We start from the raw sequence: 25,091 nt of genomic DNA, 5'->3' as shown, positions 1-25,091 counted from the left end.
CGGCCGCCGCCCCGGGCATGGTCGGCGGATGCGGTTCGGGCTCTCCCTCGCCTGCTTCGGCGACGGTGTCGACGCGGCGGTCGTCGCGGAGTGGGCGGTCGCCGCGGAGCAGGCGGGTTGGGACGGCTTCTTCCTCTGGGACCACCTGTTCGCCTTCGGCCCGGGCCCGATCCCGGTCGTCGACCCGTGGATCGCGCTCACCGCGGCGGCCTGCGCGACCACGGCGATCCGGCTCGGCACCCTGGTGACGCCGCTCCCCCGCCGCCGCCCCGTGGTCGTCGCCCGCCAGACGGTGACGCTCGACCGGTTGAGCGGCGGCCGGCTCACCCTCGGGGTGGGCACCGGCGCGTTCCCGTTCGAGTGGGAGTACGTCGGCGAGGAGGCCGACCCCCGGACCCGGGGGCAGATGCTCGACGAGCACCTGGACCTGCTCGACCGGCTCTGGAGCGGGGAGCCGGTCCACCACGAGGGCCGCTTCTACCGGGCGGCGGGACCGGACTGGTCGGCGGTCTGCCACCCGCCGCCGCTGCAGCGGCCCCGCATCCCGGTATGGGTCGGCGGCACCTGGCCGGGCACCCGCCCCTTCGTCCGGGCGGCCCGGTGGGACGGCGTCGTCCCGATGCGTCTCGACGGCCGGTGGGAGGTCGCGGACACCGCCGCCGTGGCCGAGCGGATGCGCACCCTGCGCGCCGATCCGGCGCCGTTCGACCTCGCCGTCCCGGGCGAGAGCGACGGCGCGGATCCCGCCCGCCACGACGTCCACGCCGACCACGCGCGAGCCGGTGCCACCTGGTGGGTGGAGGCCGTGTACCCCTGGCGCGCCGACCTGCCGGGCGGGCTGCCGTGGCCGTCGGCGGCCCGCCACCGGATCGACCAGGGTCCGTGACCACCGGCTGCCGGGCACTCCCATGGCGTCGCAAGCAGCGGTGCAAGTCCGGCACCAGCGCTGGTCAAGTCCGCCCGAAGAGCCGTCCTCCACCGTGTGCCACACCAGGAGGAGGACACCATGACCCAGTCGACCTATCCCCCCGTCGGGCAGCAGCCCTACGGCCAGCAGTACGGACAGCAGCCCTACGGCCAGCCGGGGTTCGCCCCGTCCCCCGCGCCGTTCGGCCAGCCGGCCTCGCCCTACGGCTACCAGCCGCCCAAGAAGAAGACAGGGCTGATCATCGGCTCGGTGCTGAGCGCGCTGATCCTGATCGGGGGGCTCGTCGTCGGCGGCATCCTGCTGTTCGGCACGTCGTACCTGGACGCCGCCGACGTCGAACGGCAGCTCACGGCGTTCACCGAGGAGCAGGCCGGCGTGGCGCCGACCGACGTCAGCTGCCCGACGGACGTCGAGCTCGAGGCCGGCGCCACCTTCAGCTGCAGCGCCTCGCTCGAGGGCCAGCCGATCACCTACACCGTCACCCAGACCGACGACGAGGGCAACGCCGAGTTCACCGTCGACAACACCGTCGTGCCGGTGGCCGCCGTCGAGGAGGAGGTCAGCGCTCAGATCGCGGCCGACATCGAGTCCGAGACCGGTGTGGACGTCCAGCTGGCGACCGACTGCGACACCGGCGACCGCACCCTGCTGGTCGACCCGGCCGGGACGACGCTGGACTGCACCGTGACCAACCTCGAGGACACGTCCCGCAGCATCCAGGTGACCGCCACGGTCGCCGAGGACAGCAGCGTCAGCTACGAGGTCCAGGACGCGTGAGCCGCAGCCGCCAGGGCGGTGGCACCGGGGAGCCGGTGCCACCGCCCTCGCACGTGCGGGTGGTCAGCTGGTCCGGCGGTCGGGGTGCACCCAGCCGATCGCCGGGGCGACGTGCTCGGTGATCGTCTCGAGCAGGTGGGCGTTGTAGTCGACGCCCAGCATGTTCGGGACGGTGAGCAGCAGGGTGTCGGCCTCGCGGACGGCGGCGTCCTTGGCCAGGTCCTCGGCCAGCTCGTCGGGCTCGCCGACGTAGCTCTTGCCGAACCGGGCGCGCACCCCCTCGAGCAGGCCCACCTGGTCGCTGCTCTCCGACCGGTCGCCGAAGTACGCGCGGTCGGTGTCGGTGACCAGCGGCATGACGCTGCGGCTCACCGAGACGCGCGGCTCGCGCTCCCAGCCCGCGTCGGACCACGCCGACCGGAACAGCGCGATCTGCTCGGCCTGCAGCTCGTCGAACGGCACGCCGGTGTCCTCGCTGAGCAGCGTGGAGCTCATCAGGTTCATGCCCTGCTCGGCCGTCCAGACGGCGGTCGCCCGGGTCCCCGAACCCCACCAGATCCGGTCGGCCAGCCCCGGCGCCTGCGGCTGCACGGCCAGCCGGCCGGCGACCCCACCGGTCATCCGCGGGTCGGCGTCCACCACGGTGGCGCCGGCGATCGCGGCGCGGAACAGCGTCGTCTTCTCCCGCGCCAGCTCGGCGTCCCCGGACCCCTCCGGCGGGACGTAGCCGAACGCCTCGGAGCCGCGCAGCGCCGTCTCGGGTGACCCGCGGCTGACGCCGAGCTGCAGCCGTCCGTCGCTGAGCAGGTCGGCCGCCGCGGCCTCCTCGGCCATGTAGAGCGGGTTCTCGTAGCGCATGTCGATCACGCCGGTCCCGATCTCGATGCGCCGGGTGCGCATCGCGATCGCCGTCAGGAGAGGGAAGGGCGAGGCCAGCTGGCGGGCGAAGTGGTGCACGCGCACGAACGCGCCGTCCACCCCCAGCTCCTCGGCCGCGACGGCGAGCTCGACGCTCTGCACGAGGGCGTCCCGCGCCGTCCGCACCTGCGAGCCGGGGATGGGCTGCCAGTGCCCGAACGACAGGAACCCGATCTTCTTGTCCACGAGGAGTGCGAGCGCTCCAGCCGGGCCCGGAGATTCCCGCCTGGCCAGGTCTGCGGTCAGCGAGGGCGACGCTTGTCGCACCTTGCCGAGACGACGCCGACGTTCCACCGACTCATCACGTTGTGTAGCGACGCGAACACGACTCTCCGTCGGCAGGTTCCGCCACTTCGGCGTCCGGATGCCCGACCCTGTCCAGGTGAACCTCCCCGCACGCGGCACGGCCCCGCACCGACTGCGGGCCATCGACACGCTGCTCGCCGACCGCGGCCAGATGTTCCAGGCGCTCTTCCTCGGCGCCCCGATCGCCAAGGCGCTCGTCACCGTCGACGGGCACATCCTCGTGGCGAACCCGGTGATGTGCGGGCTGACCGGCCGCACCGTCGAGGAACTCACCGGCCGGCACGTCGACCTGCTCGCCCACCCCGACGACCCGCCCGTGACCGAGCTCAAGGTGCTCCCCGGCCCGGGCGAGGAGGACCTCGACCCGAACCTGCTGCTCGACGGCGAGCGCCGGTTGCGCCGCTCCGACGGCACCGAGCTGTGGGTGGTCCAGGCGCACGACGTCGTCCGGCACACCACGGGCGCCCCGCAGTTCGTCGTCCTGTCGCTGGTCGACGTGACCGACCGCCGCCGTGCCGAGGAGGACCTCGTCCGCCGCGCGTTCACCGACCCGCTCACCGGGCTGCCCAACCGGCGCGCGCTCACCGACCGGCTGCGCCACGCCGTGGCGCTCTCCCGCCGCCGGGGCCTGCAGGTGGGCCTCGTGCACCTGAACATCGACCGGTTCAAGGCGGTCAACGAGGCGCTCGGCCACGAGGCCGGCGACCTGCTGCTCTCCCAGGTCGCCGACCGGCTGCGGTGGAGCACCCGCGTCGAGGACACCGCCGTCCGGCTCGGTGCCGACGAGTTCCTCGTCGTGGCCGAGGACGTCGAGGACCTCGACGGCCTGCGGGCGCTCGCCGACCGGCTGCTGTCGGTGCTCGACGAGCCGTTCGTCGTCCACGACCGCGAGATCACCCTCTCGGCCAGCGTCGGCCTGACCCTCGGCAACGACCTGACCCCCGACGACCTGCTGCGGCAGGCCCAGAGCGCGCTGACCCGTGCCAAGACCGACGGCAGCCGCGCCCGCATCGAGGTGCACGAGGGCGCGCTCTCCCGCAGCGAGGTCGACCAGCTGCAGCTCGAGACCGACCTGCGGCACGCGATCGAGAACGACGAGCTGCGGCTCTTCTACCAGCCGATCGTGCACCTGGCCGACGAGACGCTGCTCGGCTACGAGGCGCTGATCCGCTGGCAGCACCCCAGCCGCGGGCTGCTGCCGCCGGGCGTCTTCCTGCCCGCCGCGGAGAACAACCGGCTGACCTCGAAGCTCGGCGCCTGGGTGCTCAAGCAGGCCTGCCGCGACGCCGCCACCTGGCCGTCGGACCTGCGCGTGCACGTCAACATCTCCGCCCGCCACCTCGCCGAGGACGGCTTCAGCGAGCTGGTCGCCGAGGCGCTGGCCGAGTCGGGGCTCGCCCCGGAGCGGCTGGAGCTGGAGATCACCGAGTCCACCGCGCTGTTCGCCGCCGAGGCGACGCTGCACTCGGTCGCCGTCGTCACCGAGCAGGGCGTCACGCTCGCCCTCGACGACTTCGGCACCGGCTACTCGGCCATCACCGCGCTGCACCGGCTGCCGATCCACACGGTGAAGATCGACCGCTCCTTCGTCGCCGACGTGGTGACCGAGCCGTCGACCGCGGCGCTCGTGCACGGTCTGCTCCAGCTCGGCCGCGGCATGGGCCTGCAGGTCATCGCCGAGGGCATCGAGGACCTCGAGCAGGCCGACTGGCTGCTGCGGCACGGCTGCGCCATGGCCCAGGGCTTCGCCTTCGGCCGCCCCGCTCCCCTGCCGACGCCGGCCGAGGTGCTCATCGGCGAGGTCACCGACGCCCCGCCGGCGACGCCCGTCGCCGACAGCCCGGCGCCGCTCACCGGTGAGGTCGCCGCACGGCTGCCGCTGCCGCCGGGCCGGCACGAGACCGACGACCTCAGCGGCGCGCTCGGCGGGCTCACCGAGGAGCAGGACGACGCGGACGACGCCTCGCCGTACCCGGCCCAGGCGGGCGCGGTGCTGCCGTTCCCGCCGCCGCGCCGGCCGCAGGCACCGGAGCATCCGCTGGTGGAGACGCCGACCGGCGAGCTGGACGAGCCGACCGAGGATTGAGCCCTAGTCGGCCCGGGGCAGCACGAGCGGCACCGGGCGCTTCGCCGTCCGCCCGTCGCCGGACGACGTCCCCCGCAGCCGCCGGCCGACCCACGGCGCGACGAAGCCGCGGACCCACGCGGCCTCCTCGCTCACGGCCGTGCGCAGCGGGCGGGGCGGCTGCGGGGGCAGCGGGGTGCGCCACCCGTCGTCCTCGGCGACCGGCACGCCGAGCGCCTCGGCCGCCGCGAGGGCGATCCGCCGGTGCCCCTCGGCGGTGAGGTGGACGCGGTCGGTGTCCCACATCCGGAAGTCCTGCAGCCAGGTCGCGCCCCACTGGTCGAGGACGGCGGCGCCGTGCCGGGCCGCGATCGACCAGAGGGAGGCGTTGAAGACGGCGACGCGACCCCGGATCCGCCGGATGATCGGCGTCTGCCGCGGATCGACGCCGGTGGCGAGCAGCACGTCGGCGCCGGCGGCGCGCAGTCGGACGACCGCGTCCTCGATGCGGGCCGCGAGCGCGTCGGGGTCACCGCCGGGCCGCAGCAGGTCGTTGCCGCCGGCGACGAGGCTGACCAGGTCCGGCTGCGCCGCCAGCGCGACCGGCAGCTGCTCGTCCAGCACCTGGCCCACCAGCCGGCCGCGGATGGCCAGGTTGGCGTACTCGACCTTGGTGTCGGCGGCCGCCGCGAGGTGCTCGGCCAGCCGGTCGGCCCACCCGCGGTACTCCCCGGGACGGGTGGGGTCGGGGTCGGAGAGCCCCTCGGTGAAGGAGTCGCCCAGGGCGATGTAGCGCCGCCACGAACCGTTTCGCACAGCAACCATGGCACCACGGTGACCGAGCACACAGCGCGCCCGGTGCGCCACCGGGGCAACGATGCGCGCATGCGCATCGACGTCGCCGCCTCGCTCACGGTCGAGTCCCCCGCCCCGGTCACGGGACTGCTGCAGGTCGCCGTGGCGTCGCCGGTCGAGGAGACGCTCACGGTCGTCTCCGGTGGGTCACCGGTCGAGCCGGAGGAGTTCGAGGTGGACGGCGCGCGCGTGCACCGCCTCGCCCTGTCCGAGGGGACGACGACCATCACGTACACCGCCGCGGCGTCGTCCGAGGGTCCCGGCCGCGCGGTGACGCCCGCGGCGTGGGCCGAGGCGCTGCGGCCGAGCCGGTACTGCCCGTCGGACCAGCTCGAGGGCTTCGCGTCGGCGGAGTTCGACCGGTCGCTGCCGCGGACCGAGCTGGTGCGGTCCGTCGCCGACTGGGTGCACGGCCGGCTCACCTACACCTCGGGCTCGTCGCGGCCGGTGGACACCGCCGTCGACACGCTGCTGACCGGGCAGGGCGTGTGCCGCGACTACGCGCACCTGACCGTCACGCTGCTGCGCGCGCTGGAGGTGCCGGCCCGGCTGGTCGCGGTCTACGCGCCGGGGCTGGACCCGATGGACTTCCACGCCGCCGTCGAGGCAGACGTCGACGGCACCTGGTGCGTGGTCGACGCGACCCGGCTGGCCCCGACGTCGTCGCTGGTGCGGATCTGCTCCGGCCGCGACGCGGCCGACACGGCGTTCCTCACCCTGTTCGGCGGCGTCGCCACCCTCGGCGGGATGACCGTGACGGCGACGGCGGCCGGCGACCTGCCCGCGCCGGACGACACCCCCCTTGCACTGCCCTGAGCTGCGGAAACTGTCACACCCCCTCCGTAGCTTGAGGTCGTGCCGCGGATCTCCGGTTCCTCGACGTTCGAGGGTGTGCTGATCGACTGGTTCGTCGACCAGCCGGCCACGCCCGCGCGGGTGCCGGTGGCGTTGCTGTCGCGGGAACAGGTCGCCGCGGCCTTGCAGAGACGGGTCCAGCAGCAGGCGATGGACGCGGCCTACGACGCCGAGCTGATCCTGCGGCTGGCCGAGCTCACCCCGGACGTCGAGGACCCGCCGGCCGGCAGCCCGGGGGCGCGCAGCACGGACTGGCGGCAGACCGACCCGGAGTTCCCCGGCGTCTCGGAGTCCTTCCCCGACGAGCTGGGCATGGTGCTCGGGGTCGGCCGGCTCACCGCCGCGCACCGGGCGCGGCGGGCGTGGACGTGGCGGCAGGACCTGCCGCTGACCTGGGCGGCGCTGCGGGCCGGGGAGCTGGACGAGCGGCGCGGGCAGATCTTCGCCGACACCCTGGCGCACACCGACCCGGTGCTGGCCGGGCGGGTCGAGGAGATCGTTCTGCCCGAGGCGGCCGGACTGGGGTTCGGGCCGCTGAAGAAGCGCATCCTGGCGGTGCTGCTCGAGCTCGACCCCGGTTCCGCCGACGAGAACCGGCAAGTGGCGGAGAAGAACGCCGACGTGTTCGTCCAGCCCGCCGGCGACGCCATGGCCACCCTCGGGGCCACGTTGCGCGCCGAGGAGGCCGCCGAGGCCTACGACTTCCTCGACACGCTCGCCCGGATGGCCAAGGCCGACGGCGACTCCCGGCCGATCGGGCAGATCCGGCACGAGATCTACTCCCTGTTGGTGCGCGGTGCCGCGCTGCCCGGCGCCGGCGGGGTGCGTGCGCGGCTCACCATCACCGCGGCTCTTGCCGCGCTCGAAGGCGCGTCCACCGCGCCGGGTGAGGTGAACGGCTTCGCGATCACGCCGATGCAGCTGGCCGAGCTGCTGCGCCGGGTCGGCGCCCTGGGGCTGACCACACCCGAGGGCGGCGAGCTGGAGTTCGCGCTCACCGACGCCCACGGCCGGCTGCTGGCCACCCTGACCTACGACGAGCTGGCCCGGCGGGTGCGGCGCGGCGAGGGGCTGGACCCGCCGGCGGCCGTCGACCGCCACGACCCCACCCCCGCGCAGCGCCGCTTCGTCACCACCCGGGACCGGGGCTGCCGCTACCCGTTCTGCCCGGGCCGTGCCGGCTGGGCCGACCACGACCACGTGGTCCCGCACGGCGAGGGCGGAGCGACCGACTGCACCAACCTCTGCTGCCTGTGCCGCACCCACCACCGGCTGAAGACCCATTTCAGGGGCTGGCGGTTCGTGATGGAGCCCGACGGCACGTTCCACGTCACCACCCCGTCGGGCATCACCCGTACGACCCATCCGCCCGGCCTGCGACGACCGCCGCCGGACCCCGAGCCGCCGACGACAGCCGAACCAGACGACGACCCACCACCGTTCTAGATCCACTCGAACCTCGGCTCGAGGAATCGACATGTCGGCTCGTCCTCATGCCGGCGAGCCGACATGTCGTCCCTTCGACCACGCGCCCGACTGTGTCCTCAAGGGCGGCTTCAGGGACAGGATGCCCAGGGCTCGGAACGTTCCTGGTCAGCTCGGGCCATGGCGTCGTTGAGGCGGGTCGTACGGTTCGCCGTTCGGTCGCGGCCGGGTAGGTCGGCCGGTGGGCCGGGGTCTGCCCCGTATCGACGAGGACCGGCTCGGCGGCCTGCAGCCGGAACCGGTGGTGCGGTCAGAACGGAACCTGCTGGCTGAGCAGTCCGGCGGGGGCCTCGCCTCGGCCGGACAGGAGCCGGCAGAAGTCGACCGCATCCAGCTCTAGCTCCGCCCCGTCGGTGCCCGACGACCACGTGCCTCCAGCGGGGCCGGTCAGCCGCAGCCGATAGGGCTGTCCGTGGCGGTCGGCCCACTCGGCGACGATGTCGGCGACGAGCACGCCGTCGTGGCCGGGCGAGAGCTCGAGCGTGCGGCCGGTGGCGCGGGCAACGTCCACGCGGTGCATCCAGGTGTCCCGGGTCAGGACGACCTCGGCCATGTACCCGAAGGTCCACCGCTCGGGCCGTTCACCGACAAGCTCCTCTCCCGGTGCGGGCACCCGCCCCAGGAGCGTGGCGAGGAGACGGCGCCCGCGGACGGCGCGGGGAGCGACCGCGGCGAACCGCCCGACCAGTTCGTCCCGGGAGAGCCCGGCGAAGGCCTGCACCTGGTGCGCGGTGACCGCGTCGACGTCCCCACCGGCGCGGGCGGCGACCCGAGACTGCCGGGCCAGCTGGCGCACCGAGGCGACCATCTCGGCCTGGCCGAGGACGTGACCGGCCACGGCCCGGACGTCCCAGCCGGGACAGTCGGTCGGGCGGGCCCACTCCTCCGAGGTGAGGCTTCGCAGGAGGGCCAGGAACCGGTGGTACTCACCGGCGGCCAGCTGTAACGCCGTGCGGCGGTCGAGCGCGGCGGTCCGCGCCGCCGTGCGGGCAGTGGTGGTCGTGCTCATCGGAGGGCTCCTCCGTTCCCCGGCTGCTCGGGCTCTCCTCGGTCGGCGCCGGAAGCCGGCCGCACCCCGCGGTGGGCCAACCACATGGCCACCACGTCGGGCAGGGTGCTGGTGTACCTGCCGGTCTCGAACGGCTCTCCCGGCGCGTTGGCCAACTGCTGGCTGATGACGCCGCCGATGACGACGTTCAGCGTCCGGTCGGCGAGGTCGAGATCGGTCCCCGGCGGCAGCACGCCGCGCTCGCCCAGGGCGGCGAGGACGTCCCAGCCCATGCGGTCCAGCTCGACGGCGGGCGCGTAGGCCGCGGCCGAGGGCCGAAAGCCGGGGACCGGTCGCCACACCATCAGCGGGGCGTACGCCGGGTGCTCGACCAACCAGCGCGCGAACGCCGACACAAACGTGAGCAGGTCGGCGGCGAGATCGCGCCCGTCGGTGGTCGCCACGACGGCGCGCATGTGCTCGAGCAGCAGCCACCAGCCGCGCTCGAACAGCGCGTCGTAGAGGGCGTGCTTGCCGTCGAAGTAGACGTAGAGCGACTGCGGGCGGATGCCCATCCGGCGGGCCACCTCGCCGAGGCTCAGCCCGGCCACGCCCTGCTCGGCCATGACCTCGGCGGCGACAGCGAGCACCTGCTCGATCGTCTCTTGCCGCCGGCGGTGCCGACGATCGAGGGGGACGGCCCCGGCCATGGGCGGAACTGTTCTCCTGATGCTATCAGGAAGTCAATAGGGTCGACGGACTTCCTGGGATCGTCCTGGCGGCCTTGCGCACCCTGGCCAGCCACCCCCGACCGTGGGCGACCCGCTGCCAGACCCACCTCGACGACGGCACTCATTCCCTCCCGGTTCTCGAGTCCCATGCGCCCCTCCGCCTCCCGACGAGGCTGTCCCTGAATGGGCCGCTCAGGGCGACGCGTTGCCTGGCAGTGGCGTCCAGAGCGGCCCATGGGACACGCAGGGACCGCGCTACGGCCTCGGGCTCTGCGGGCCGTGACCGACCGTGCGAGAGTCCGCCACTGGACAAGGCGCGCCAGGGCGGGAAGTGAGGTCAGCCAGTTGCCGATGCGCCGATACCGAGACACCACCGGTGCCTACTCAGAACCCCAGCCGGTCAGAACCTCGACTTCTTGGCCGGCCTACCGGCGCTGCGGGCACTCAAGGTCTTGCGCACTGAGGCCTCGGACCTGCAGGTGCTGAGCGAGCACGCTGACACTCTGGAGGAGCTCCACCTGGAGCTGGGGCGAGGCACCGTCACGCTTGATCCCCTCGCCGCATTGCCGCACCTGCGGCGGCTGTACCTGCGCAAGACGGGCTCGGGGCGGCGAAGGGTGCTCCGGAGGCACTAGCGGCGGCGGCCGGCCTGGAGCATCTGGTGCTGCACGGCCTCAAGCTGCCGACCCTCGAAGTTCTCCGGCTGGAGAACTTGAGCAAGGTCGAGCTGCCCAACTTCGCTTCCGCTGTTGCGCTTCAGCACGTTCTCATCGCCGACTGCCCACTTCGCGGAGGACTGGCCGGACTGGCTGCCGCACCGAACCTGCTCCAGGTCAGCGTCGCGGGCAGGCGCTGCTCGTTGGCCGAGGTCGACGGCCTGACGGCATCCGACCCTGCAGGCCGCCTACGTGACTCTCGAGGGGCGGCCGACCGAGGAAGAGATGCGACTCGGCCTGCCTGCGCGGCCACATCGAGCGCCCTTCGTCGCCTTTGGGGCCGGCGTCATGGGACTGCCGCCAGCGGACTGGAATGGCCAGTACATGCAGGACTGACTGTCCCTAGGTGGTGGGCCGCTCGAGGACGCCCCGGTTACTGCGGCAGGCGGAGGTCCCAGTCCTCCTCGTAGGCCGAGACGAGCCAGCGGTCGCAGTGGTGGAGGGGTGGCTCGCGAGGCGAGCGGAGGATCTGTGACACGACGGATGCGAGCAGCGCCCACCCCTCGGATGATGCCAGCATGCCGACCACCGCCACCTTCCCGTCCCCGGCCGACCGGCTCGCTATCGCCACGTACACATGGGACGACGTCACGGGCGAGCCCGTCGGGATCGTCCAGTTGGTGCACGGGTTGGCCGAGCACGGGCCCCGCTACGACCGCTTCGCCCGGGCCCTGAACGCGGCCGGGTTCGTGGTGTCGGCCGCCGACACTCGGGGCCATGGCGCGTCGGTGTCCGAGGAAGTCCCGCTGGGCAGCTTCGGCGCGGCCGGAGTCGAAGGCTTCGTGGCCGACATCCGCGCGCACGCGCGCCTGCTCACCTCGCAGCATCCGGATCTGCCGCTGTTCGCCTTCGCCCACTCCCTCGGATCGATGGGCATGCAGATCGCGCTGCTGGCCGAGCCGGTCCGCTACGGCGGCGTGGTGCTCAGCGGCTCGACGACCCTCGACGGCCTCGGCGGCGTCCTCGCCGGCCTGCCCGCCGACCAGCCGGGGCTGGCCGCGTTCAACGCCGGCTTCGAGCCGCGCACCGGCTTCGAATGGCTCAGCCGCGACCCCGCGGAGGTCGACGCGTACGTGGCCGACCCGCTCTGCGGGTTTCCCACCGAGGACGCGATCATCGGCGGCGTCCTGGAGCAGGCCGAGCGCACCGCCGAGCCGTCGCAGATCCGGCCGGACCTGCCGCTCTTGTTGATCTCTGGCGATCGGGACCCGGTGGGCGGCCCGGGCGGGCGCAATGTCATCGCACTGGCCGACCGCTACCGCTCCGCCGGCCTCACCGACGTCACGGCCACCCTCTACCCCCACGCCCGGCACGAGCTGGTCAACGAGACCAACCGCAACGAGGTCACCGCCGACGTCATCGACTGGCTCCGGGCGCACCTGCCGGGGTGACCAGACTGATAGCCCTTATGAGCACGACCCAACTGGAGCGTGCGGCCGGGACTTGACGTTGCACTTGCGTTTTGCAAGTGTCGCCCGCATGAGTCTCTTCATCACCTGCCCGGTCGAGAACGTCGAGCGCGCAACCGCCTTCTACACCGCCCTCGGCTGGACCCTCAACACCGAGATGTCCGATCACAACGTGTCGTGCTTCGCGATCGCGCCCGAGCAGTACGTCATGCTCGGCAGCCGCGAGATGTACGCGAGCGTCGGCGGCGTCGAGGAGCTGGTCGGCGGACCCCACACGCCCTCGAAGGTCACGGTCTCGTTCGACCTGGGCAGCCGCGAGGCGGTCGACGAGCTCATCCAGCGCGCCGGCACCGCCGGCGGGCGGATCGGTGACACCGACGACTACCCCTTCATGTACCAGCGTCAGTTCGACGACCTCGACGGCTATCACTACTCGCCGTTCTGGATGAAGCCGGCCGCCGATCCGACCGCATGAGCGACCTCGCCGCGGCCCTCGACATCGTCGGAGCCCGGTGGGCCCTACTGATCGTGGAGCGGCTTCTCGACGGGCCGCAGCGCTACGGCGATCTGCAGCGCGACCTCGGAGCGCCGACGAACATGCTCGCTACCCGCCTGCGCGAGCTCGAAGCGGCCGGCGTACTGACCCGTCTGCCGCTCCGGCACAACACCCGGGCCTACGCGCTGACCGATCGCGGCCTTGCCTTACGCGAGGCGATCGTCGCGCTCGCACGCTGGGGCGCCGAGCAGGCCTAGGTGCGGCGCGGAGTCGCGACGCGCTACGGGGCTCAGCCGTTGCGGGGCCTGTCTCATAGTGGGCCGCTGAGGGCGCTCGCTCGGTCCGTGAGCGGATGTAGGGACACGGCTACCATCTGCGGAAGCGCTCCATCAGGAGTGACATGGCTGCCCGCCATCAGGCGTGCACCGCGGTGCCGGGTCGGGTATGGGCCGGCCGAGCACCCTTCTTCGAGAGATCGACCGACATGTCGGGCTGCTCCAAGAAGCCATATCCATCCATGCGTGCCGCGCTGCTGGCGCTCCGGGCACTCCAGAAGCGAGCTCGGGAGAAGGACGCGAGGTCGCCGACAGGCGCCTATCTCCGTCCTGCGTGCCGAGGACAGTGGCACCTGACATCGCAGTCATCCACGCAGTCCCCACCGTGGCACAAGGGCCCCAGGCCAACAGACTGCTGAGGCTGTGCATCGAAGTCGGATGTCTCATCGTGGGCCGCTCAGGGCGATGTGCCGGCATCGCTCCACGGGCGACCTCGGGGATGAGAAGGGCCCAGCCGTCGCGGGCGTCCGCCCGCGGTGGAAGGACCGATGAGTCATGCCGACTCGCACCGTCTACGCAATGACCTCGCCCATCAGCCATCTGCTGGTCGGCCAGCGACCGATCGAGCAGGCCGCGTGCCAGCGAACGAACGGTGAAGGAGCTGCTCATGACGCACATCTCCACCCCCGCTCCCATCTCCATCACGCCGGTCCGTGTTGCCGACCTGCTCGCCGAGGGCGAGCGGATGCCGGTCAACGTGCACGTCATCCACCATCCCGAGGCGCGCGTGCTGGTCGACACCGGCATGACGGAGCTGCACCCAGCCGGGGCCGACCTCGATCCACGCCTCCGGCCCCTGAGCGAGCAGGACTTCGACCTCGACAGCATCGACATCGTCGTCAACACCCACCTGCACTTCGACCACTGCGGCGGCAACCACCTCTTCGCCGGCAAGCCCACCTACGTCCAGCGCCGGGAGCTCGAGGACGCGCGGAGCAAGGACGGCTACACCATCCGCGAGTGGGTCGACGCGCCCGGCGTGCAGTACGTGCCGGTCGACGGCGAGCTCGAGCTGCTCCCCGGGGTGCGGCTCGTCCCGGCGCCGGGCCACACCCGCGGCACGCAGGTGGTCGTCGTCGAGAACGGCGGGCGTCCGGTCGTGATCGCGGGAGACGCGGCGGTGTGGTCCGGCCAGCTCGACGAGCCGAGCGATGAGGGCCAGCTGCTGATCCGTGCGCTCGACCCCGAGATGGTGTGGCTCGCGCACGAGGACGAGCCGTGGCGACCGCCCACCCCCTGAGGCATCACGCACATGTCCCTCATGGCGGATCCGCACCATGCTGCTCGCGCAGGAGCTCCAGCAGCCGGACCTTCGTTTCGGGCGACAACGGGGGCATGCGGATCGCCCCCTCGGGGTGCCCGGCGCGCTCATGGAGCCATTCGCCGTAGAGGAAGAACAGCTCGTCGCGCTCCAGGCACTCGCGCCGGATCAGCGCTGCATCCCGTCACAGCGTGCTCTCGCCACTGTCGGACCACCAGGCGAACGCGCGGCGGGAAGGCAGGACCTGAGTGCGCTGCTCAGGGAGCTTTCGCACACCGTCCCAGCCGGCCGTACCCGGACGGCGACTCCCGACCGGAGGTAGGCGTGGCCGAGAAGACTTCTGCGGTCTCGGGGCTTTCCGGCGAGCGAAAGCCCCGTCACCGCAGAACTCGCAGCGGTAGGGGCCCGGGCCCGAGGTCGCCTAGCGGCCGCGGAAGCGGGACGGCGGAGCGACACCGAGCGCGGCGCAGACGGCCGCGGTGTCCCGGTCGTGCCGGGCGGTGCTGACCGGGTACTCGAAGCACCACGCCAGCTGGTGCAGCAGCGCCCGGTGGGCGAACCCGTCGTCCTCCGGCACGGCGGCCCGGTACACCTCCCAGAAGCCGGGACCGGTCATGCCGTCCCAGAACGCCATGCGCGCGACGTCGGACTCCGCCGACCCGGCCCACGCCTTCTCCCAGTCGAGCACGCCGGTGATCCGCCACGACCCCCCGGACTCGGCGAGCACCACGTTCCCGTGGTGCAGATCGTCGTGCACGAGACCCGGCCGGACGCCGTCGAAGCACCCCGCGTCGCGGTCGAGGAGCTCGTGCAGCAGCGCCCGCGACCCGTCGTCCGCCACCCGTTCCTCGGCCCGCCGGTGCAGCGCCTCGACCAGCGGCATACCGACCGGCCGCCCCGACGCGTCCAGCGACCCGAAGGAGTCCAGCGGCACGCCGCGCAGCGCCAGCAGCACCTCGGCCAGCTGCCGGTGCACCGCCCGCACCCGCTCGGCGTCCAGACCGGGACGCACGCGACCACTCGGTGCCGGGCACGTGCTCGCGCACCAGGTAGCCGAACTCGCCCGTGTTCCCCACCACCAGCACCGCAGGCACCGGCACCCCCGCCGCAGCCGCCAGCGCCGTCGCCGCCGCCGTGCGCTCGTGATCGGCGCCCGGGCCGGTCAGCGTCACCACCACCCCGGCGGGCCGGCCGGCGACCTCCACCCGCAGCACCAGCCCGCGCTCCGACCGCTGCAGCGGCTCGATCCGCAGCACGCGGTCCCCGAGCTCGGCAACCACGAGCGACTCGACGAGCTCCCGCACCCCGGCCGCCAGCACCCCGACAGTCTGCGCGTGGGAGGCTGCCCGCCGTGCGGACGACGAGCAGCCGGGAGGTCTACGCCAACCCGTGGTTCCGGGTGCGCGAGGACGCCGTCGAGTACGCGGACGGGTCGGCCGGCATCTACGGCGTCGTCGAGAAGCCGCACTTCACGCTCGTGCTCCCGTACGAGAACAGCGGGTTCTGGCTGGTCGAGGAGTTCCGCCACCCCGTGGGCCGGCGCGTGCCGGGGTTCCCGCAGGGCACCTGGCCGGCCGGGAAGACCGGCAGCGCCGAGGACCTGGCCCGCGCCGAGCTCGCCGAGGAGACCGGCTTCCGCGCCGGCAGCCTGCGCCACCTCGGGCACCTCCACCTCGCGCCCGGCCTCTCCACCCAGGAGTTCGACGTCTGGCTCGCCACCGACCTCACCCCCGGCCCCACCGCCCGCGAGGCCACCGAGGCCGACATGACCTCCTCGTTCGTGCCCGAGGACGAGCTGCGCGCCCGCATCCGCGACGGCCGCTTCAGCGACGCCCCCTCGCTCGCCGCCTACGCCCTCCACCTGCTGGGCGGCTAGGTCCCCGCGGAGGCGGTGTCGTCGGCGTCGGTCAGCCGGTCGCGCAGCTCCGGCGGCAGCAGCGCCGCCATCTCCTGCGGCAGCAGCGGCAGGTCCAGCAGCGACAGCTTCACCCGGCTGCGCGCCGCCGCCCGCGAGCCCTGGATGCGCACCAGTTTCCCGGCGTCCGGGCGCAGCGACACGTCCACCACCGCCCCGGGCTCCAGCCGCTCCATGAGCACCCCGTCCAGCTCCACCGCCGGCGACCCGTCGGTCAGCTCCAGCACGAGGTCGTCCGACGGCCCGAGCAGCAGGCTCCGCGAGATCCCGTTGAGCGGCGCGGACGGCGTCACCAGCACCCCGGCCGCGCCCGGGCTGACCACCGGCCCACCGGCGGCGTAGTTGTACGCCGTCGACCCCATCGGCGTCGCCAGGATCAGCGCGTCGCACCGGTACTGGCCGTACGGCTGCCCGCCCACCGACAGCGTCGCCTGCACCAGCCCCGCCCCCGGCACCCGCGCCAGGACGGCGTCGTTGAACGCCAGATGCTCCCGCCCGCCGCTGCGCACCACCAGGCAGGCGCGGCTCTCGGTGGTCGCCCGTCCCTCGGTCAGCGCCTCCAGCGCCGCGGCGAGCTCGGTCCCCTCCACCTCCGCGAGGAAGCCCAGCCGCCCGAAGTTCACCCCGAGCACCGGCACCGGCCGCTCGGCCACCAGCCGCATCGCCCCGAGCAGCGTGCCGTCGCCGCCCAGCGCGATCAGGCCGTCGGTCGTCGTCGCCAGCTCCTCCGGCGACACCGGCGTGACCCCGGCCAGCCCCAGCCGTGCGACGTCATCGGTCGAGGCGAGCAGCTCCACGCCGTGCGTCGAGGTCCACGCGGCCACCTGGCCGATCGCGGCCGCGCAGTCGCGCCGCGGGTGGAGCACCACCCCGATGCGGCCCCCGAACCCCACGGATCAGCCGCGGTAGGTCTCGAGCAGCCGTAGCCAGATCTCGCTCATGGTCGGGAACGACGGCACGGCGTGCCACAGCCGCGACAGCGGCACCTCCCCGACGACGGCGACCGTGCCGGCGTGGATCATCTCGCCCACCGCCGGGCCGATCAGCGTCACGCCGAGCAGCACCTCGCGCTCGGTGTCGACGACGGCGATGGCCTTGCCCTGGTAACCGTCGGCGAACAGCGACGCCCCCGCCGTCCACCCGATCTCGTACTCCACCCGGCGGAACGGCAGGCCGGCCTCCTCCGCCTCCGCGACCGTCCTGCCGACGCTGGCCACCTGCGGGTCGGTGAACACCACCGACGGCGTCGCGACCTCGTCGGCCGTCGCCACGAACGGCGAGAAGCGCTCGAGCGACACCTCCTCGCCCCGGGCCCGCGCGACGATCGCCCGGCCGGCCTGGCGCGCCTGGTACTTGCCCATGTGCGTGAGCAGCCGCCGGCCGTTGACGTCGCCGACGGCGTACAGCCACGGCACCCCCGGCACCTGCAGCGACTCGTCGACGTCCACGTACCTGCCGGCCTCGAGCCCCACGGTCTCCACGCCGATGCCGACCGTCTTCGGCCGGCGGCCGACCGCCACCAGCACCTCGTCGCCGCGGACCTCCTCGTCGCCGACGGTGAGCACCACCTCGCCCTCCCGGCGGGCCCGGCTCACCCCGACGCCCAGCCGCACGTCGACGCCCTTGTCCCGCAGCGACGCGGCCACCGCCTCGCCGGCCTCCGGCTCCAGCGCCGGCATCAGCCGCTCCCCCAGCTCGACGACGGTCACCTCCGCGCCGAGCGCCCGGTAGGCGGTGGCCATCTCGCACCCGACCACGCCGCCGCCGACGACGAGCAGCCGCCCGGGCACCTCCTTGGCGCTGGTCGCCTCGCGCGGCGTCCACGGCTCGATCTCCCGCAGCCCGTCGATCGGCGGGACGGCGGCGTCCGAGCCGGTGCACAGCGCCACCGCGTGCCGGGCGGTCAGCCGCGTCTCGGTCCCGTCCGCGCCGGTGACGACGACGGTCTTCTCGCCGTCGAGCCGCCCCGTGCCGCGCACCAGCCCGATCCCGGCGCCCTCCACCCACTTGACCTGGCCGGAGTCGTCGCCGTCCCCGGTGAACCAGCTGCGGCGGGCGAGGGTCTCCTCGACGTCGAGCTCGCCGGTGACCGCCTCCTTGGCGCCGCGGACGGCGCGCGCCTCGCCCAGCACCTCCGGCCCGCGCAGCAGCGCCTTGCTCGGGATGCAGGCCCAGTAGGAGCAGTCGCCCCCGACCAGCTCCGCCTCGACGATCACGGCGGACAACCCGCCCTTGACGGCCATGTCCGCGACGTTCTCCCCGGTCGACCCGCCGCCGAGGACGATGACGTCGTAGGTGTTCTGCTCTGCGCTGCTCACCCGGCCCATCCTGGCCGTGTGGTCGACTGACCGCCATGACTTCCAGTGCGGGGCCGGTCGACGCCGAGGAGTTCGCCGCCGCCCTGCGCCACCACGCCACCGGCGTCTGCCTGCTGACCGTCCAGGACGACATGGACGACGTCGGGACGACGGTCAGCGCGGTGATGAGCGTGTCCGCCGTGCCCCCGATGGTCGCGGTGGGCCTGGCCGCCGACGGCTACCCCGCCGAGGTGCTCGCCGACGTCGGCCGCTGCGCCCTGACCGTGCTGGCCGCCGAGCACGCGATCGTGGCCAGCCGCTTCTCCTCCGCCGGCCGCCCGAGCGCCCGCCACCTGCTGGAGACGGTCACCTGGACCCGCGCCGGGGCGAGCGGCGCCATCGTGCTGCGGGACGGCCTGGCCGCCCTCGACTGCCGCCTCGACCGCGTCGTCGAGGCCGGCGACCACGTGCTCGCGCTGCTGGAGGTGGTGGGCGTGCCCGTGCTCAACCCCGCCGGCCGCCCGCTGCTGCGGCTGCGCGGCCGCTACGTGGACGACCGCGGGAATCTCGCGGGCCGCTGAAGGATGCGTGTCACGTTCCGGGCCGCGGCGGTGCTGTAGGGGTGTGGACGTCGTCGCCGGGGTGCGCACCCCAGCCATCAGGAGCAGGCCCGTGACGGCTGCGCGCGGGACCGTGCGGGCCGATCTCGAGCAGGTCTTCCGCACCGACTACCCGCGGGTGGTCGCCGTGGCCGCCCGCGTCCTCGGCGACCGGCACGCGGCCGAGGACGTCGCCCAGGAGGTGTTCCTCTCCTTCGGCCGCACCTCCGTGCCCGCGGCCGAGGCCTCCGGCTGGCTCTCCGTGGCCGCGGCGCACACCGCGCTCAACCACCTCCGCTCGGGCCGCCGCCGCGCGGCCCGCGAGGAGGCCGCCGCCCCCCGCGACACCCCGGCACCGGACGTCGCCGACACCGTCGTCGCCCGCGACGAGCACGGCCGCGTCCGCGCCGCGCTGGCCCGCCTGCCCCGCACGCAGGCCGTCGCCCTCGTCCTGCGCCACAGCGGCCTGAGCTACGCCGACGTGGCGGCCGCCCTCGACCTCTCCCCCGGCAGCGTCGGCACCACCGTCCGCCGCGCCGAGTCCGCCCTGCGCAAGGAGCTGAACAGCCATGCGTCTCAGAACTGACCGCCACCCCTCCGACGGCACCCTGCGCCGGCTCGTCGCCGAGCCGGCCGGCGTCGCCGATGCCGACCGCGCGCACGTCGCCGGCTGCCCCGAGTGCCTGCGCGGCCTCGCGGCCGCCCGCGAGGACGCCGAGATCGCGGCCGGCGCGCTGACGGCCTCCACGTCCGTCGACGTCGACGCCGCCTGGCGGCGGTTCACCGCCACCTCCGCCGCCCCGGCGACCCGGACGGCGCCGGCTCCCGAGCGGCGCCGCCGTTCGCTTCTGCGCAGCCCGGTCGTGGCCGCCTTGGGCGCGGCCGTGATCCTCGGCGGCGCCGGTGCCGCGGCCGCCGCCGACTGGCTGCAGATCTTCCGCACCGAGGCGGTGGCGCCGGTCGAGTTCAGCGCCGGCGACCTGGTCGGGCTGCCCGACCTGTCCGCGTACGGCGACCTCCGGCTGGTCTCCGAGCCCGACGTGCAGACCGTCGCCGGCGCCGCGGCCGCCGAGGAGGCGACCGGGCTCGAGGTGCCCGAGGTCGCCGACCTGCCCGACGGGGTCACCGGCGAGCCGGAGTACGCCGCCGGCGGCCAGGCCGTCGCCGAGTTCACCTTCTCGGCCGACCGTGCCGCGCAGGCCGCCGCCGCGGCCGGCGAGACGCTGCCACCCCCGCCCGCGGGCCTCGACGGCAGCACGTTCCGCATGGTCGCCGGCCCCGGCGTGGCCGCGGTCTGGAACAGCGGCTCCGGCGCACCGGGGCTGGTCGTCGCCCGGGTGACCGCGCCGACCGCCTTCTCCTCCGGCGTCCCGTTCGAGACCGCGCGCGACTACCTGCTCTCGCTGCCCGGCCTGCCCGAGGACATCGCCGCGCAGCTGCGCTCGTTCACCGGCGACGGCACGACGCTGCCGCTGCCGGTGCCGGCCGAGTTCGCGACGGCCGGCCCCGCCGAGGTCGGAGGGCAGCCCGCCACGGTCCTGGCCACGCGGGACGGCACCCTCACCGCCGTGGTGTGGGTCGAGGACGGCGTCGTCACCGCCGTGGGCGGCTCGCTCAGCGAGGTAGAGGTCCTCGGGGTCGCCGAGGGCCTGAACTGACCGTGGACACCACCGCCGTCCGTTCCGCCGGGCAGCTGCTCGCCGAGCTGCCGCCGTCCCCGGCGGTCTGGTGCTCGGGGCTGCGCAAGCGGTACGGACGGCGGACCGCGGTCGACGGCGTCTCCTTCGCCGTCGGCCGCGGCGAGGTGGTCGGCCTGCTCGGGCCCAACGGCGCCGGCAAGACCAGCGTCATCAAGATGCTGCTCGGGCTGGTGCGCCCCGACGACGGCGAGGTGCTGCTCCTCGGCCGGTCCGGACGCGACCCGAAGGCTCGCGAGAAGGTCGGCTACCTGCCCGAGCTCTTCCGGTACCAGCCGTGGCTGAGCCCGACCGAGGTGCTGGAGTTGCACGTCCGCCTCGCCGGTGCGCGCATCCCCCGGGAGGAGCAGCGGGCGGCCCTGGAGCTGGTGGGGCTGGCCGCCCGGGCCGGCGACCGGGTCGGCGGGTTCTCCAAGGGCATGCAGCAGCGGCTCGGCCTGGCCGTGGCGCTGGTCGCCCGCCCGGAGCTCGTCGTCCTCGACGAGCCGACCAGCGCGCTCGACCCGCTCGGGCGGGCCGACGTCCGCGACATCGTGCTCTCGCTCAAGGAGCGCGGGGTGGCGGTGCTGCTCAACTCGCACCTGATCGGCGAGGTGGAGCGGGTCTGCGACCGCGTCGTCATCCTCGACGGCGGCCGCGTCGCCGCCTCGGGCACGCTGGCCGAGCTGCTCGGCCAGCGCGAGCTGCGGCTGCGCCTGACCGGTGTGGGCGCGGCCGCGCAGGAGCGGCTGGCCGCGACCGGGGCGGTCACCCGCAGCGGCGACGAGTACACCGTGGCCCTGTCCGGTGAGGACGACGGGTCGACCGTCCCCGAGCTGATCGCCGACCTGGTCGGCCTCGGCGCGCGGGTGCACGCCGTCGAGCCGGGGCGGATCAGCCTGGAGGAACGGCTGCTGGGGATCCTGCGGCACGAGGAGGAGGACCGGTGAGCGTCGTCCTCACCGTCGCCGGGCTGACGCTGCGCGAGGCGTCGCGCCGCAAGGTGCTGCGCGCCCTCGCCGTGCTCACCGCCGCCCTGCTGGGCCTGTCCGCGTGGGGCTTCTCCCGGCTCGCCGCCGAGCTGGGGATGCTGACCAGCGGCGAGTCGGGGCTGATCGCGGCCCAGGTGCTCAACCTGGTCATGTTCGGGCTCAGCCTCATCGGGGCGCTGGGCACCGCCTTCCTCGCCGGGCCGAGCCTGTCCGGCGAGGTGGAGTCGGGCATGGCGCTGGCGATCCTCGCGCGGCCGGTGCGGCGCTCCGCCGTCCTGGCCGGCAAGTGGCTGGGGCTGGTGGCGTTCGGCAGCGCGTTCGTCGCCGTCGCCGGCGTGGCCGAGTTCCTCGTCGTCCAGGCGACGATCGGCTACTGGCCGCCGAACCCGGTCGTCGGGCTGCTCTTCCTCGCGGCGCAGACGGCCGTGCTGCTCACCCTCACCCTGCTGCTGGCCACCCTCGTCTCCCCGATGGCGTCGGGCATCGTCGCCGTCGGGCTGTTCGGCGCGACGTGGATCGCCGGCGTCGTCGGCAGCGTCGGCGACCTGATCGGCAACGAGGGCGTCGCCCGGGTCGGGACCGTCTCGCGGGTGCTGTTGCCCACCGACGGGCTCTGGCAGGGCGCGATGTACTCCTTCCAGGACTCCTCGCTGCTGGCCGCGGTCGGACCCGCCGGCGGGACATCGCCGTTCTTCGGCACCGCGCCGCTGAGCGGTGCCTACCTGGCCTGGGTGCTGGTGTGGGTGCTGCTCATCGGCGGCCTGGCGGCGCTGTCGTACACCCGCCGGGACGTCTGAGACGGACCGGACCGTAGGTCCCGTCGGCATGTGCGGCTAGCGTCAGGCCCGATGGACGCGCCGCTGACCCCGACGGATTCCGCCCTGCGCCGTGCGCTGGCCCGCGCCGAGCGCGGTGTCGCGCTCGATGGCACCGAGGCGGAGACGCTGCTGCACGCCCGCGGGCTGGGCGAGGGCGAGCCGCTGGACCGGCTGCTCACCGCCGCGTCGCGGGTGCGCGACGCCGGGCTGGCCTCGGCCGGGCGGCCCGGGGTGGTCACCTACAGCAGGAAGGTGTTCATCCCGCTGACCCAGCTGTGCCGGGACCGCTGCCACTACTGCACGTTCGTCACCACGCCCGGGCGGCTGCGCAGGGCCGGCCGGGCGCCCTACCTGGCCCCCGACGAGGTGCTCGACATCGCCCGCGCGGGCGCGGCGCTGGGCTGCAAGGAGGCGCTGTTCACCCTCGGCGACCGGCCCGAGGACCGCTGGCCGGTCGCCCGCGAGTGGCTGGAGGCGCACGGCTTCGACTCCACGCTGGGCTACCTGCGGGCCATGGCGATCCGGGTGCTGGAGGAGACCGGGCTGCTGCCGCACCTCAACCCCGGCGTGCTGTCCTGGGAGGAGATCCAGCGGCTCAAGCCGGTCGCGGCGTCGATGGGCATGATGCTGGAGACGACGGCGACCCGGCTGTGGTCCGAGCCCGGCGGCCCGCACTTCGGCTCGCCGGACAAGGAGCCCGCGGTGCGGCTGCGGGTGCTGGAGGACGCCGGGCGCTCCGCCGTCCCCTTCACCACCGGCGTGCTGCTGGGCATCGGCGAGAACTACGCCGAGCGGGTCGACGCGCTGCGGCAGATCCGGGCCGCGCACTCCCGGCACGGGCACGTGCAGGAGGTCATCGTCCAGAACTTCCGCGCCAAGCCGCGCACCGCGATGGCCGGCGCGGGCGACCTGCAGCTGCAGGAGTACGTCGCCTCCGTCGCCGTGGCGCGGCTGGTGCTCGGCCCCAAGGCCCGGGTGCAGGCGCCGCCGAACCTGAGCGACTCCACCGAGCTGGGGCTGCTGGTCCGCGCCGGCGTCGACGACTGGGGCGGGGTCTCCCCGCTCACCCCGGACCACGTCAACCCCGAGCGGCCGTGGCCGAACATCGACAAGCTGGCCGCGCTCACCGCCGAGGCCGGGTACGCGCTGCGCGAGCGGCTGGCCGCCCAGCCGCCGTACGTGCTCTCCCCCGAGCCGTGGCTGGACCCGCGGGTGCGCCCGCACGTGGCCGCGCTGGCCGGCCCCGGCGGCCTCGCCGTCGCGGAGCGGATCCCGGCCGGGCGGCCGTGGCAGGAGCCCGACGAGCAGTGGGGCACCGCCGGGACGGGCCGGACCGATCTGCACGTGGAGATCGACACCGTCGGGCGCACCGGCGACCGGCGCAGCGACTTCGACGCCGTCTACGGCGACTGGGCCGACCTGCGCGACCGCACCGCGTCCGCCCGGGACGGCCGCTCCACCGCGCGGGCGGTGGGCGATCCCGCGGTGCGGGCGGCGCTGCGGCACGCCGAGCGCGACCCGGCCGGATTGAGTGACGCCGAGTACCTGGCGCTGCTCGGCGCCGACGGCGCCGACCTGGCCGCGCTGGCCGCGCTCGCCGACGCCGTCCGGGCCGAGGTCACCGGCGACGACGTCACCTACGTGGTCAACCGGAACATCAACTTCACCAACGTCTGCTACACCGGCTGCCGGTTCTGCGCGTTCGCCCAGCGGCGCACCGACGCCGACGCCTACACCCTGTCGATGTCCCAGGTCGGCGACCGGGTCGACCAGGCCTGGGCGGCCGGCGCCACCGAGATCTGCATGCAGGGCGGCATCCACCCCGACCTGCCCGGCACCGCCTACCTCGACCTGGCCCGCGAGGTGAAGGCCCGCCAGCCCGGCATCCACCTGCACGCCTTCTCCCCGATGGAGATCGTCAACGGCGCCGCCCGCACCGGGCTGTCGTTCGCCGACTTCCTCACCGGGCTCAAGGAGGCCGGGCTCGGGTCGGTTCCGGGCACGGCGGCGGAGATCCTCGACGACGACGTCCGCTGGGTGCTGACCAAGGGCAAGCTGCCCACGGCGACCTGGCTGGAGATCATCGGCACCGCGCACCGGGTGGGCCTGCCGACGACGTCGACGATGATGTACGGCCACGTCGACACCCCGGCGCACTGGGTCGCGCACCTGCGCACCCTGGCCCGCCAGCAGGACGCCACCGGCGGCTTCACCGAGTTCGTGCTGCTGCCGTTCGTGCACCACAACGCGCCGATCTACCTGGCCGGCGTGGCCCGCCCCGGGCCCACGGTGCGGGAGAACCGGGCGGTGCACGCGGTGGCCCGGCTGCTGCTGCACGGGCGGATCGGCAACATCCAGACCTCCTGGGTCAAGCTCGGCGAGGCCGGCACCCGCGCGGTGCTGACCGGCGGCGCCAACGACCTCGGCGGCACGCTGATGGAGGAGACGATCAGCCGGATGGCCGGCAGCGAGAACGGCTCGCTGAAGACCATCGCCGAGCTCGAGGCGATCGCCGCCGCCATCGGCCGCCCCGCCCGCCAGCGCACCACCGACTACGGCACCCCCACCGCGGAGCGGCTGCGCACCGCCCGCACCGACGAGGGCCGCCGGGCCTTGACGCTGTCCATCACACCGGTCTGAGCTGTCCCCGGGGCTCACCCGGGAGGCGG

Annotated in this window: 23 protein-coding genes; 16 read left to right on the top strand and 7 right to left on the bottom strand. The window is 74.2% G+C overall.

Annotated features, from left to right (window positions below; translation table 11 throughout):
• Window positions 1–28 precede the first annotated feature (28 nt).
• Together ACI797_RS09850 and ACI797_RS09845 are read left to right on the top strand one after the other, a co-directional pair.
• Window positions 29–886 (top strand): LLM class flavin-dependent oxidoreductase, encoded by an 858-nt coding sequence (locus ACI797_RS09850; protein WP_456858434.1) that lies wholly within the window; start codon window positions 29–31, stop codon window positions 884–886.
• A gap of 120 nt (window positions 887–1,006) precedes the next feature.
• Window positions 1,007–1,705 (top strand): DUF4333 domain-containing protein, encoded by a 699-nt coding sequence (locus tag ACI797_RS09845; RefSeq protein ID WP_456858433.1) that lies wholly within the window; start codon window positions 1,007–1,009, stop codon window positions 1,703–1,705.
• A 63-nt stretch (window positions 1,706–1,768) separates the two neighbouring features.
• Here ACI797_RS09845 and ACI797_RS09840 read toward each other — a convergent pair whose 3' ends face one another.
• Window positions 1,769–2,809, bottom strand: a complete 1,041-nt coding sequence (locus tag ACI797_RS09840; RefSeq protein WP_456858432.1) for an LLM class flavin-dependent oxidoreductase — start codon at window positions 2,807–2,809, stop codon at window positions 1,769–1,771.
• A 196-nt stretch (window positions 2,810–3,005) separates the two neighbouring features.
• Between ACI797_RS09840 and ACI797_RS09835 the strand changes: the two genes are divergently transcribed.
• Entirely contained in the window at window positions 3,006–5,015 is a 2,010-nt protein-coding gene (locus ACI797_RS09835) for an EAL domain-containing protein (protein WP_456858431.1), read from the top strand.
• A gap of 3 nt (window positions 5,016–5,018) precedes the next feature.
• Here the strand turns inward: ACI797_RS09835 and ACI797_RS09830 are convergent, their stop codons facing one another.
• Window positions 5,019–5,819 carry an SGNH/GDSL hydrolase family protein gene (locus ACI797_RS09830; RefSeq protein WP_456858430.1) on the bottom strand — a complete coding sequence of 267 codons (801 nt, stop codon included), beginning with the start codon at window positions 5,817–5,819 and terminating at the stop codon, window positions 5,019–5,021.
• Window positions 5,820–5,879: 60 nt separating this feature from the next.
• Here ACI797_RS09830 and ACI797_RS09825 point away from each other — a divergent pair, with 60 nt between their 5' ends.
• Together ACI797_RS09825 and ACI797_RS09820 are read left to right on the top strand one after the other, a co-directional pair.
• Window positions 5,880–6,665 carry a transglutaminase-like domain-containing protein gene (locus ACI797_RS09825; RefSeq protein WP_456858429.1) on the top strand — a complete coding sequence of 262 codons (786 nt, stop codon included), beginning with the start codon at window positions 5,880–5,882 and terminating at the stop codon, window positions 6,663–6,665.
• A gap of 39 nt (window positions 6,666–6,704) precedes the next feature.
• The gene (locus ACI797_RS09820; RefSeq protein WP_456858428.1) at window positions 6,705–8,150 is read left to right on the top strand and encodes a DUF222 domain-containing protein; all 1,446 of its coding nucleotides are present in this window, start codon (window positions 6,705–6,707) and stop codon (window positions 8,148–8,150) included.
• A 289-nt stretch (window positions 8,151–8,439) separates the two neighbouring features.
• Here the strand turns inward: ACI797_RS09820 and ACI797_RS09815 are convergent, their stop codons facing one another.
• Together ACI797_RS09815 and ACI797_RS09810 are read right to left on the bottom strand one after the other, a co-directional pair.
• A complete protein-coding gene (locus ACI797_RS09815) occupies window positions 8,440–9,198 on the bottom strand; it encodes a maleylpyruvate isomerase family mycothiol-dependent enzyme (RefSeq protein ID WP_456858427.1) in 759 nt (252 codons plus the stop codon).
• Window positions 9,195–9,827 carry a TetR/AcrR family transcriptional regulator gene (locus ACI797_RS09810; RefSeq protein ID WP_456858426.1) on the bottom strand — a complete coding sequence of 211 codons (633 nt, stop codon included), beginning with the start codon at window positions 9,825–9,827 and terminating at the stop codon, window positions 9,195–9,197. The genes ACI797_RS09815 and ACI797_RS09810 overlap by 4 nt, the downstream gene beginning before the upstream one ends.
• A 1,315-nt stretch (window positions 9,828–11,142) precedes the next feature.
• Between ACI797_RS09810 and ACI797_RS09805 the strand changes: the two genes are divergently transcribed.
• From ACI797_RS09805 to ACI797_RS09790, 4 genes are all read left to right on the top strand, one after another.
• Window positions 11,143–12,015, top strand: a complete 873-nt coding sequence (locus tag ACI797_RS09805) for an alpha/beta fold hydrolase (protein ID WP_456858425.1) — start codon at window positions 11,143–11,145, stop codon at window positions 12,013–12,015.
• 88 nt (window positions 12,016–12,103) lie between these two features.
• Entirely contained in the window at window positions 12,104–12,508 is a 405-nt protein-coding gene (locus ACI797_RS09800) for a VOC family protein (protein WP_456858424.1), read from the top strand.
• A complete protein-coding gene (locus tag ACI797_RS09795) occupies window positions 12,505–12,786 on the top strand; it encodes a winged helix-turn-helix transcriptional regulator (protein WP_456858423.1) in 282 nt (93 codons plus the stop codon). The genes ACI797_RS09800 and ACI797_RS09795 overlap by 4 nt, the downstream gene beginning before the upstream one ends.
• 685 nt (window positions 12,787–13,471) lie before the next feature.
• Window positions 13,472–14,104 (top strand): MBL fold metallo-hydrolase, encoded by a 633-nt coding sequence (locus tag ACI797_RS09790; protein ID WP_456858422.1) that lies wholly within the window; start codon window positions 13,472–13,474, stop codon window positions 14,102–14,104.
• Between the two features lie 442 nt (window positions 14,105–14,546).
• Here the strand turns inward: ACI797_RS09790 and ACI797_RS09785 are convergent, their stop codons facing one another.
• Window positions 14,547–15,137, bottom strand: a complete 591-nt coding sequence (locus ACI797_RS09785) for a phosphotransferase (RefSeq protein ID WP_456858421.1) — start codon at window positions 15,135–15,137, stop codon at window positions 14,547–14,549.
• 339 nt (window positions 15,138–15,476) lie between these two features.
• Between ACI797_RS09785 and ACI797_RS09780 the strand changes: the two genes are divergently transcribed.
• Window positions 15,477–16,001, top strand: a complete 525-nt coding sequence (locus ACI797_RS09780) for an NUDIX domain-containing protein (protein ID WP_456858420.1) — start codon at window positions 15,477–15,479, stop codon at window positions 15,999–16,001.
• On the opposite strand, the gene ACI797_RS09775 is transcribed toward ACI797_RS09780, so the two are convergent.
• Complete coding sequence (locus ACI797_RS09775) at window positions 15,998–16,933, bottom strand: NAD(+)/NADH kinase (RefSeq protein WP_456858419.1); 936 nt, start codon at window positions 16,931–16,933, stop codon at window positions 15,998–16,000. The genes ACI797_RS09780 and ACI797_RS09775 overlap by 4 nt on opposite strands.
• A gap of 3 nt (window positions 16,934–16,936) precedes the next feature.
• Window positions 16,937–18,367 carry a dihydrolipoyl dehydrogenase family protein gene (locus ACI797_RS09770; RefSeq protein ID WP_456858418.1) on the bottom strand — a complete coding sequence of 477 codons (1,431 nt, stop codon included), beginning with the start codon at window positions 18,365–18,367 and terminating at the stop codon, window positions 16,937–16,939.
• A 26-nt stretch (window positions 18,368–18,393) separates the two neighbouring features.
• Here ACI797_RS09770 and ACI797_RS09765 point away from each other — a divergent pair, with 26 nt between their 5' ends.
• From ACI797_RS09765 to ACI797_RS09740, 6 genes are all read left to right on the top strand, one after another.
• The gene (locus tag ACI797_RS09765; RefSeq protein ID WP_456858417.1) at window positions 18,394–18,918 is read left to right on the top strand and encodes a flavin reductase family protein; all 525 of its coding nucleotides are present in this window, start codon (window positions 18,394–18,396) and stop codon (window positions 18,916–18,918) included.
• Window positions 18,919–19,009: 91 nt separating this feature from the next.
• Window positions 19,010–19,522: a sigma-70 family RNA polymerase sigma factor gene (locus tag ACI797_RS09760; RefSeq protein WP_456858416.1), complete on the top strand. Its 513-nt coding sequence runs from the start codon at window positions 19,010–19,012 to the stop codon at window positions 19,520–19,522.
• On the top strand, window positions 19,506–20,594 hold the full coding sequence (locus tag ACI797_RS09755) for a hypothetical protein (RefSeq protein WP_456858415.1): 1,089 nt from the start codon (window positions 19,506–19,508) through the stop codon (window positions 20,592–20,594). Before ACI797_RS09760 ends, ACI797_RS09755 begins: the two co-directional genes overlap by 17 nt.
• 2 nt (window positions 20,595–20,596) lie before the next feature.
• Entirely contained in the window at window positions 20,597–21,562 is a 966-nt protein-coding gene (locus ACI797_RS09750) for an ABC transporter ATP-binding protein (RefSeq protein ID WP_456858414.1), read from the top strand.
• Window positions 21,559–22,401 (top strand): ABC transporter permease subunit, encoded by an 843-nt coding sequence (locus ACI797_RS09745; RefSeq protein WP_456858413.1) that lies wholly within the window; start codon window positions 21,559–21,561, stop codon window positions 22,399–22,401. Before ACI797_RS09750 ends, ACI797_RS09745 begins: the two co-directional genes overlap by 4 nt.
• A gap of 51 nt (window positions 22,402–22,452) precedes the next feature.
• Window positions 22,453–25,062, top strand: a complete 2,610-nt coding sequence (locus ACI797_RS09740) for a bifunctional FO biosynthesis protein CofGH (protein WP_456858412.1) — start codon at window positions 22,453–22,455, stop codon at window positions 25,060–25,062.
• The last annotated feature ends 29 nt before the right edge of the window (window positions 25,063–25,091 follow it).

The organism is Geodermatophilus sp. SYSU D00691, from assembly GCF_054050275.1.
Note: the sequence above shows the minus strand (reverse complement) of the source record. Positions and strands in the feature narration are given on the sequence as shown.